This window comes from Streptomyces sp. SM1 (assembly GCF_002910825.1).
Classification (GTDB): domain Bacteria; phylum Actinomycetota; class Actinomycetes; order Streptomycetales; family Streptomycetaceae; genus Streptomyces; species Streptomyces okerensis.
The window spans coordinates 1-9,673 of record NZ_NEUB01000665.1 but is presented as its reverse complement, the minus strand read 5'-3'; the positions used below and the strand labels follow the sequence as shown (position 1 = coordinate 9,673).

The window sequence follows — 9,673 nt, the reverse complement described above, 5'->3', positions numbered from 1 at the left end:
CAGGAGCAGCGATACGACTCCCGCCCACACCACGGCCGCGGTCCACCGCCACAGCCGTGCCAGCCAGGCACCGCCCTCGGCCCGCCCCCGCTCGGCGACGGCCTCCGCGGCCTGCGTCAGCTCCTCGGACACCCACTGCCGGGAGGCGGAGGGGGAGTACGCCACCGCGGCCGGCACCCCCTGCCCGGCCGCGAGCCCGTCCCGCTTCAGCAGGAACGCGGCGACCGCGCGCCGATGCCCCTCACGCGCCCCGTGCGGGCAGTCGCCGCAGGTGCAGCCGCCCTCGTGCGCGCCCGCGTCCATGCCGCCCTGCCTCGCCTCGTGCACCGCCACGCCCGGAGCCCGCCTTCCCCACCGTCGACCACCACGACACCCACCACGACACCACCACGTCACCACGACGTGACCACCAGAACCCAACCACGGTCACTGCCGACGACCACGACACAAGTCCCCCGTGACGAGAGCGAATTGTGCCCTACCGCACGCCCTCTCCGTCCGGCAGGCCCGCTCCGTGCGAGTGGACTTCGAGGCGCCGGGTTGACCGCCCTCGCTCAGCCCAGCAGCTCCGGCTCGCTCCGGGTGATCTCCTGCCACATCGGCTGGTAGTTGATCCACGCCACGAGGTCCCCGCCGAGCTGCTCGCGTGTGGTGACCGCCTGCCGGTGGTCGATGAGCACCGGCCGGCCCGCCGCCCGCGCGGTGAGCTGCACCCGGCAGGACCGTTCCATGGTCACGAACCACCAGGCCGCCGCGTCCACCGAGTCGCCCACGGTCAGCAGCCCGTGGTTGCGCAGCACCAGCGCCTTGCCGGACCCGAGCACACCCGCGATGCGCCGCCCCTCCTCGGCGTCGACGGTGACGCCGCTGTAGGCGTCGTAGAGGGCGTGGTCCTCGTAGAAGGCACAGCTCTCCTGGGTGATCGGGTCCAGCAGGTCGCCGAGGGCGGCGAGGGCCCGCCCGTGCACGGAATGGCAGTGGGCGACGGCGACGACGTCGGGGCGGGCCGCGTGCACCTGGGCGTGCACGGTGAACGCGGCCTGGTTGACGTGGTGGCCTCCCTCGACGACCTGGCCGTCCCGGTTGGCGAGGACCAGGTCGCTGACCGTGACGTGCCGGAAGGGCATGCCGAACGGGTTGACCCAGAAGCAGTCGCTGAACTCCGGGTCGCGTGCCGTGATGTGTCCCGAGACACCGTCCTCGAAGCCGAGCCGTCCGAAGATCCGCAGCGCGCCCGCGAGGCGTTCCTTGCGGTGCCGGCGCTCGTCCTCCACGGATTCGTGCATGGGCGGCATGGCGAAGCGCAGCTTGTCGGTGGGCAGCGGCAGGGGCGGCGTGGGCCCGTGCATAAGTCCTCCCGCGGGGGGTTTGCCTACGGGGCGGAAGTTACCGGTGGGCCGCCCCGTACGACAGCTCTGTTCCGTAACGCCGGATACCCGACACAGGATGTCGGGTATCCGCGCCACACTCGGCCCATGAGCACAGACACGAGCGCGAACTGGGCGGCCTTCACCGCGGCCGAACCCGAGCTGGCGAAGACGGTCGAGGAGCGCTTCGCCGCGTACACGCACCATGTTCTCGCGTCCCTGCGCAGGGACGGCTCGCCGCGTACCACCGGCCTGGAGGTCCGTTTCCTGGGCGGGGAGCTCTGGCTGGGCATGATGCCGGACTCGCTCAAGGCGCTGGACCTGCGCCGCGACCCGCGATTCGCGCTCCAGGCGAACCCGGGCGAGGGCACCGGTATGGGCGGCGGTGACGTGCGCGTCGCCGGCCGGGCGGTGGAGATCCCCGCGGAGGACACGGAGGCACGGGCCGGGTACGCCGAAGAGGTGGAACCGCCGGAGCCGTTCCACCTCTTCCGCACCGAGCTGACGGAGGTCGTGAGGACCTACGTGGAGGACGAGAAGTACCTGGTCGTCCAGGTCTGGAAGCCCGGGGCGCCGGTACGGACCCTCAGGCGGTCCTGAGGCTCCCGGACTACTCCCACTCGATGGTCCCCGGCGGCTTGGAGGTGACGTCGAGGACGACCCGGTTGACGTCGCGCACCTCGTTGGTGATCCGGGTGGAGATCTTCGCGAGGACGTCGTACGGCAGCCGGGACCAGTCGGCGGTCATGGCGTCCTCGCTGGAGACGGGGCGCAGCACGATCGGGTGACCGTAGGTACGGCCGTCGCCCTGGACGCCCACCGACCGCACATCCGCCAGCAGGACGACCGGGCACTGCCAGATGTCCCGGTCCAGGCCGGCCGCGGTGAGCTCCGCACGGGCGATGGCGTCGGCCTCGCGGAGCAGGTCGAGTCGCTCCTTGGTGACCTCTCCGACGATCCGGATGCCGAGGCCGGGGCCGGGGAACGGCTGGCGCTGGACGATCTCGTCCGGCAGGCCGAGCTCCTGGCCGACCATCCGCACCTCGTCCTTGAACAGCTGGCGCAGCGGCTCGATCAGCTGGAACTCGAGGTCCTCGGGGAGACCGCCCACGTTGTGGTGGGACTTGATGTTGGCGGTGCCGGTGCCGCCGCCGGACTCCACGACGTCCGGGTAGAGCGTGCCCTGGACCAGGAACTCCACGGCCGGGCCCGCGTCCGCGATGATCTCGGCCTGGGCCTGCTCGAAGACCCGGATGAACTCGCGGCCGATGATCTTCCGCTTCTCCTCGGGGTCGGAGACCCCGGCCAGCGCCTTCAGGAACCGCTCCTCGGCGTCCACGACCTTCAGCTGCACGCCGGTCGCGGCCACGAAGTCCTTCTCGACCTGCTCGGTCTCGCCCTTGCGCATCAGGCCGTGGTCGACGTAGACGCAGGTCAGCTGGGAGCCGATGGCCTTCTGGACGAGGGCGGCGGCGACCGCGGAGTCGACTCCGCCGGACAGACCGCAGATGGCGCGCCGGTCGCCGACCAGCTCGCGGATCGAGGCGACCTGCTCCTCGATGACGCTGCCGGTGGTCCAGTCGGGGCTCAGGCCCGCGCCCCGGTACAGGAAGTGTTCCAGCACCTGCTGGCCGTGCGTCGAGTGCATCACCTCGGGGTGGTACTGGACGCCGTAGAGCTTCTTCTCGTCGTTCTCGAAGGCGGCGACCGGGACGACGTCCGTGGAGGCCGTGACGGTGAAGCCCTCGGGGGCGGCGGAGCAGGCGTCGCCGTGCGACATCCAGACGGCCTGCTCGCCCGGGGTGCCCTCGAAGAGGGTGGAGGAGTTCCTGGAGACGTGCAGATCCGTACGGCCGTACTCACGGGAGCCGGTGTTGTCCACCTGGCCGCCCAGGCTCCGGGCCATGAGCTGGAAGCCGTAGCACATGCCGAAGACGGGGACGCCGGCCTCGAAGATCTCGCGGTCGAGACGAGGGGCGCCCTCCTCGTACACGGACGAGGGGCCGCCGGAGAGGATGATCGCCGCCGGGTTCCTGGCGAGCATCTCCGTGACCGGCATGGTGCTCGGCACGATCTCGCTGTAGACCCGCGCCTCGCGGACGCGACGGGCGATGAGCTGGGCGTACTGCGCGCCGAAGTCGACGACCAGAACGGTGTCGGGCGCGTTGGCAGCGGGAGACGCTGATGACACGAGGTGCCTTCCGGCGGTGGGGCGGGAGTCTTGTGCCTCCCGATTCTACCGAGGCGGCGACGGGTCACGTCCCGGGCCGGACGGGGAGCGGCGCGGGGACCGCGGAACACGGACCGGCCGGTGTCCTCGTCTCACCATGCGGCCGGTGCTGGACAGCCGCGGTCCGCCGGGCATACTTGCCACCATGCTCACGCACCCGACCTTCCTCTTTACCTATGGCACCCGGCCCGCCGGCTGCCATGGTCGTGCTGCTTGAGCAACTGACAAGCGACTTCCCAGGCGCCCCGGGCCGACAAGGTCCGGGGCGCCTGTCGTTTCTCCCGGACCCCGCCGCTCCGGGGCACCCCGGTCACCCACCCGCCGAGGAGCCCCGACATGACTGCCACCACGACGGAGCCGAGCACCACGGAGCCGGCCGAGAAGACCGGCGCCCGCACCACCGAGGCCGCCGAGCTGATCACCGGCGCCCGTGAGCGGATCGACGCGCTCGACGACCGGATCATCGGCCTCGTGCAGGAACGGATGGCCGTGTCGGCCGTCATCCAGAAGGAACGGATCGCCTCCGGCGGCCGGCGCGTGAACCTCTCCCGCGAGATGGAGATCCTCGCCACCTACCGCGACGCCCTGGGCAAGCCCGGCACCACGCTGGCGATGACGCTGCTGGAGCTGTGCCGGGGCAGGATCTGAGACCGCGTTCCCGGTACGGACACACGCACCGCCCCTCACCCGTCCGGCGCGTGACCGGCGCCCCGGCCGCCTCGTTGATCCCGGTGTCCGCGCCGGCCAGGGGCGGACACGAGAGAGAACCACGCGTGGCTCACCGGAGCGACGAGGCGTACGGATCGTGTCGTACGCCGCGGGACCTCGCTCCGGAACGTGACCGGACGGCAGGGGACAGCCGGCCCGGTCACAGCAGAACGGCCGGCTCCGGGGACGCCCGGAGCCGGCCGTCGTGCCTCACCCGGTCCGTCTCGGACGCGGGTCACCACGCCGCACTCGTCCACCCCGGCGGGTGCCGGCTCGCGCCACTGCGGTCGTACGGATCGCGCTCCGCCCCGGTCGGTTCCGGGGACGCCGCAGGTCGGCGAGGAACTGCGGCCGGATCACCCCGTCGCCCTGCCGGCAGTCGTCGTTGCCTATCGAGCTGTTCCGTCCCGCGATCCGGATGTGGCCCTCCGTGGCCATGAACCTGGCGGGGTCCATCGCTTCCACCTCGATCGTCCGGCGCACGATGCTCCGGGTCACCTCCTCACCACCGCCGGCCGGGACGCGGGCTCCGGCGAGGTCTCCGGTCCTTCGTCCCCGGACCGCTGTTCGGCCACGGGGTCGGGGCCTTCTCTCAGCAACGGCGGCCGAGCGTACGACAAAGATCACCGGGCTTCAGCAGTGATCCACCTCACATAAGAATGGCGTGAGTTCCCGGACAACCATTCACCGGCCTCAGTGATCAAACCACCGAACCCCCGGCCACAGCCGCGCCCCACAGCGGAGGCCTCCCCGCACTCGTTCGTGCCGCGGCCACGCGGCACACAGGACATCCCGAGGTCTTCATGAAACTTCGCCGCGCCATGGCCGTAGCGGCGACGGCAGTGATAGCCCCGGTCGCCGTGCGCCGGCGCAAGGCCGGCGCGGAGGCGTAACCCGGCCTCGCCGCGCCGTTCGCGCGGCACCACCCAGGACAAGGGAAGAGGACCTGAGCTCGGAGGGGGGCACAGGTCCTCTTCCCTGTTCTTCCGCTCTGCCGCCTACTTCTTCGGCGGGACCGCCGGAATCCCCAGGAACGGCAGCTTCAGCGCGCCGAACGCGTCCGCCGGGACCGCCGGTGCCTTCGGCTCGACCGGAGTGAGCCGCCGGTACGGCTCGCCCTGCTCCGGCCGCGGATCGGCCTCACCCTTGTTGGGCCAGTAGGACATCGCCCGCTCGGCCTGTGCCGTGATGGTCAGGGAGGGGTTGACGCCCAGGTTGGCCGAGACCGCCGCCCCGTCCACGACCGAGATACCGGGGTGGCCGTAGAGGCGGTGGTACGGGTCGATCACACCGGTGTCGCGGGAACCGCCGATGGGACAGCCGCCCAGGAAGTGGGCGGTCAGCGGCATGCCGGTCAGCTCGCCGACGTTGGAGCCGGCGAAGCCGTTGATCTCGGCCGCCAGCGCCGAGGCGCCCTCGGTGGCCGCCTTGATCTGCTTGGGGTTGGGGGCACCGTGGCCCTGCCGGGCGGTGAGCAGCCCGCGGCCGGCACCGGAGGGCTTGATGTACGTCGTCAGTGAGTTGTCCAGCGACTGCATCACCAGCCCGATGATGGTCCGCTCCGACCAGCGCCGGTTCGACAGCGAACGCATCAGCATGACGGGATGCCTCGCCGCGTTGCCCAGCCAGCCCAGCACCCGGGCCGCGCCGGAGCCGCCGCCCGCGTACGGCACCTGGAGGGTGGAGAGCCCGCCCATCGAGTTGGAGCCCCTGCCGTAGCGGACCGGCTCGATATGCGTGTTCCCGTCGGGGTGGATCGAGGACGTGATGGCCACACCGCGGGTGAAGTCGGCCTTCGGCTCGCCGGTGGCCTTGCGGTAGCGGCGGTTGTCGGTCTGCGCGCCGACGAGGGCCTCGGAGTTGGTACGGGTCAGTTCGCCCAGCCTGTCCGAGAGGTGCGGCAGCCCGCCGCCGTCCCGCATCCGGTGCAGCAGCGTCTGGGTGCCGTAGGTGCCGGCGGCCAGGACGACCCGGCGGGCGCGGAAGGTACGGCCCTTGCCCTTGCGGCGGTTGTCGGTGGGGAGCGTGGCGACCGCGTACCCGCCGCGGGAGTCCTCCGTCACCGACACCGCCGTGGTCATGGGGTGGACGACCGCGCCCGCCTTCTCGGCGAGGTGGAGGTAGTTCTCGTTGAGGGTGTTCTTCGCACCGTGCCGGCAGCCGGTCATGCACTCGCCGCACTCGGCACAGGCCCGGCGCGAGGGCCCCGCCCCGCCGAAGTACGGGTCGGGCACCTCCTGTCCCGGCTTCGCCTTCTTCGAGCCGTCGGCGTCCTCGCCGTCGCCGAAGAACACGCCGACGGGGGCCATGTGGAAGGAGTCGCCCACGCCCATCCGCTCGGCCGCCGCCTTGAGGTGCACGTCCGACGGGGTCATCGTCGGGTTGAGCCGCACGCCGAGCATCCGCCGCGCCTGGTCGTAGTACGGCTTCAGCTCGTCCTGCCAGTCGGTGATGTGCCCCCACTGCGGGTCGTCGAAGAACGGCTCGGGCGGTACGTAGAGGGTGTTGGCGTAGTTGAGCGAGCCGCCGCCGACGCCCGCGCCGGCCAGGACCATGACGTTGCCGAGCAGGTGGATGCGCTGGATGCCGTACATGCCGAGCTTCGGTGCCCAGAGGTAGTTCTTCAGGTCCCAGGAGTTCTTCGGCAGGGTCTCGCGGGTGAAGCGGCGGCCGGCTTCCAGGACGCCGACGGTGTACCCCTTCTCCGTCAGGCGGAGTGCGGACACGGAGCCGCCGAAGCCGGAGCCGACGACGAGGACGTCGTAGTCGTAAGCGTCATTAGGCACGGCAGGCTCCCCTTTGAGTTCGTGTGCGGGTCGTCTTTGGCTGGTCGCGCAGTTCCCCGCGCCCCTTCAGGCATCTCACCTGAACCGGAATGCCTTCATCAGACGGAGACTGCGGCTCATGAAGGCCGCGTACCTCTCGTCGTCCATGCCCAGCGAGGGCGCCATCGGCAGCAGGCGCTGGTGGGCGACCGTCTGGGCCTCGGTGTACTTGAGGATGCCCTCGGAGCCGTGCCGGCGGCCGAGACCGGAGTCCTTCATGCCGCCCATCGGCGACTGGACGCTGCCGTACGCGGGCGCGTACCCCTCGTTGATGTTGACCGTGCCGGTGCGCATCCGGGCGGCGATCTCGCGGCCGCGCCGGGCGTCCTTCGTCCACACGGAGGAGTTCAGCCCGTACGGGGTGGAGTTGGCGGCGTCGACCGCCTCGGCGTCGGAGGAGAAGCGGTACACGGAGACGACCGGGCCGAACGTCTCCTCGGAGCAGACGCTCATGGGGTTCTCGACCCCGTCGAGGATGGTCGGCTCGTAGAAGTAGGGGCCGATGTCCGGCCGGGCCGTGCCGCCCGCGAGCACCTTGGCGCCCTTGGCGACGGCGTCGTCCACGTGCCGGGTGACGGCGTCCAGCTGGCGCTGCCCGACCAGGGAGCCCATGCCGGCGCCGTAGGCGAGGGACGTGCCGAGGCGGATGGCCCGGGTGCGGGCGGCGAACCGCTCCAGGAAGGCGTCGGCGACCGACTCGTGGACGTACAGCCGCTCGATGGATATGCACAGCTGGCCCGCGCTGGAGAAGCAGGCGCGGACGGCGCCGGCGGCGGCCTTGTCGAGGTCGGCGTCCTCGAGGACCAGCATGGCGTTCTTGCCGCCGAGTTCGAGGGAGACGCCGACCAGGCGCGCGGCGGCGCCCTGGGCGACCTCGCGGCCGGTGCGGGTGGAGCCGGTGAAGGAGACGTAGTCGGCGTGGCGGACGACCTCGGGGCCGATGACCGGGCCCTCGCCGAGGACGACCTGGAAGACGTCGGCGGGCAGTCCGGCCTCGATCAGCAGGTCACGGGCCCACAGCGCGGTGAGGCAGGTCTCCGTGTCGGGCTTCATCACGACCGCGTTGCCCGCGACGAACGCCGGGAGCGCGTCGCCGACGGAGAGTTCGAGGGGGTAGTTCCACGGAGCGATCTGGCCCACGACACCGCGCGGGTGACGCAGCTCGGTGACCCTGGTCAGGGCCGGCATGGCGCCCGCGTGCCGCTTGGGCCGCAGGTAGGAGGCGGCCCGGCGGCCGTAGTGACGGGCGGCGACGGCGACGGCCTGCACCTCCTCGTGGGCGTGCAGCCGGGCCTTCCCGGTCTCCAGCTGGATCAGGTCGAGCACCTCGGCCTGGCGCTCCAGCACCAGGTCGTGGAAGCGCAGCAGAACGGCGGCGCGCCGCCGGACCGGGACCTGTGCCCAGACGGCCTGGGCGGCACGGGCCGCCTCGAAGGCGCCGGCCACCTCCTCGGGCGTCGACTCGGGCAGGTCGGCCAGCTTCTCGCCGGTGAACGGTGTGTGGTTGGCGGTCCGGCCGGAGCCGGGCACACCCTTGGTGAGCTGGGCGACCAGCTCCGGTGTGACCACGTCGGCGGCGGTGCGTACGCCCTCCGGGGTGGGGGCGAGAGGGTTGGTGCCGGTGGCTTCCCGGGTCTGCGCGTCCGTCATGAGCCGCAGGGTATGCCGGAGCGCACCCTTTGTGTACCCGTCGGTAACAGATTCCCGCACAGTCCGCACATCGCCAGTGAACGCTGGCAACAAACCCCCTGATCAGGGCGTTGATGATCGAACCGGCCCCGACTGACTACGTTTCGGTCTCGGGCCGGTCCGGTGCGGCCGGTTCAGAGCTCGTGGACCGGTTCAGAGCTCGTGGACGTCCCAGGACTCGATGACCGTACGGGCGATCTCCCGGCCCTCGTCGGCGAAGTGGCCCTTGCCCGGGTAGACGATCCAGAGCCGGTACATGTCGCCGTCCTGGTTCCGGTAGTACATGACCTGCGCCTCGCGCACCAGCGCCGGCGCGGTGGTGGTCGTGTGGACGATGGTGTTCGTGGCCGCGTCGCGGTCCTTGTACGTGGTCTCGCGCGGCTGGCCCTCGGGCGCCGGCTCGGAGGCGATGCCCCAGCCGTACTCGCCGTCCTTGAGTTCGTTCCAGTGCGCGAACGCCTGCTCGGACGCCGACGCCTGGAGGTCGCCCTTCTCGTCGTCGGCCTTGAGGTCCCGGTCGGCCTCGATCCGCACCATTCCGCTGGGGTCGGTGAAGGAGACGACCGTCCCGTCCGCGTCCTCGGCGGGCTTGTCCTTCACGAAACCGTCGGGAACCGCGACGGCGACACCCACCTTCTTCCCGAGGTCGTGCTGCTTCCATCCGTCCGGGAGGGGGCCCGCGAAGGGATCCGCGATCACCAGGTACGCCGCCACCGCCGCGGCGACCACCACGGCGCCCAGCCCGGCCAGGGTCTTGCGGCCGACCCGGATGCCGTTGCCGCCGCGGTCCGGCGCGGGGAGCGGGGCGACACCCACCTTCTTCCCGAGGTCGTGCTGCTTCCATCCGTCCGGGA

The 9,673-nt window shown here is 71.4% G+C and carries 6 protein-coding genes and 2 pseudogenes; 2 read left to right on the top strand and 6 right to left on the bottom strand.

The window, feature by feature from the left end; all coding sequences use genetic code 11:
* Window positions 1-333 (bottom strand): annotated as a pseudogene (locus B9S61_RS18050) (hypothetical protein); the annotation flags it as partial.
* A 221-nt stretch (window positions 334-554) separates the two neighbouring features.
* The gene (locus B9S61_RS18045) at window positions 555-1,349 is read right to left on the bottom strand and encodes a class II aldolase/adducin family protein (RefSeq protein WP_103543193.1); all 795 of its coding nucleotides are present in this window, start codon (window positions 1,347-1,349) and stop codon (window positions 555-557) included.
* Window positions 1,350-1,475: 126 nt separating this feature from the next.
* Between B9S61_RS18045 and B9S61_RS18040 the strand changes: the two genes are divergently transcribed.
* Entirely contained in the window at window positions 1,476-1,967 is a 492-nt protein-coding gene (locus tag B9S61_RS18040; protein WP_103543192.1) for a pyridoxamine 5'-phosphate oxidase family protein, read from the top strand.
* 10 nt (window positions 1,968-1,977) lie between these two features.
* On the opposite strand, the gene guaA is transcribed toward B9S61_RS18040, so the two are convergent.
* A complete protein-coding gene (guaA, locus tag B9S61_RS18035) occupies window positions 1,978-3,558 on the bottom strand; it encodes a glutamine-hydrolyzing GMP synthase (protein ID WP_103543191.1) in 1,581 nt (526 codons plus the stop codon).
* A gap of 375 nt (window positions 3,559-3,933) precedes the next feature.
* Between guaA and B9S61_RS18030 the strand changes: the two genes are divergently transcribed.
* Window positions 3,934-4,245 (top strand): chorismate mutase, encoded by a 312-nt coding sequence (locus tag B9S61_RS18030; RefSeq protein ID WP_103543190.1) that lies wholly within the window; start codon window positions 3,934-3,936, stop codon window positions 4,243-4,245.
* Window positions 4,246-5,303: 1,058 nt separating this feature from the next.
* Here the strand turns inward: B9S61_RS18030 and B9S61_RS18020 are convergent.
* The 3 genes and pseudogenes from B9S61_RS18020 to B9S61_RS18010 all read right to left on the bottom strand — a co-directional run.
* The gene (locus B9S61_RS18020; RefSeq protein ID WP_103543188.1) at window positions 5,304-7,091 is read right to left on the bottom strand and encodes a GMC family oxidoreductase N-terminal domain-containing protein; all 1,788 of its coding nucleotides are present in this window, start codon (window positions 7,089-7,091) and stop codon (window positions 5,304-5,306) included.
* 75 nt (window positions 7,092-7,166) lie between these two features.
* Entirely contained in the window at window positions 7,167-8,780 is a 1,614-nt protein-coding gene (locus B9S61_RS18015; RefSeq protein ID WP_103543187.1) for a succinic semialdehyde dehydrogenase, read from the bottom strand.
* Window positions 8,781-8,972: 192 nt separating this feature from the next.
* Window positions 8,973-9,673, bottom strand: a pseudogene (locus B9S61_RS18010) (serine/threonine protein kinase); the annotation flags it as partial.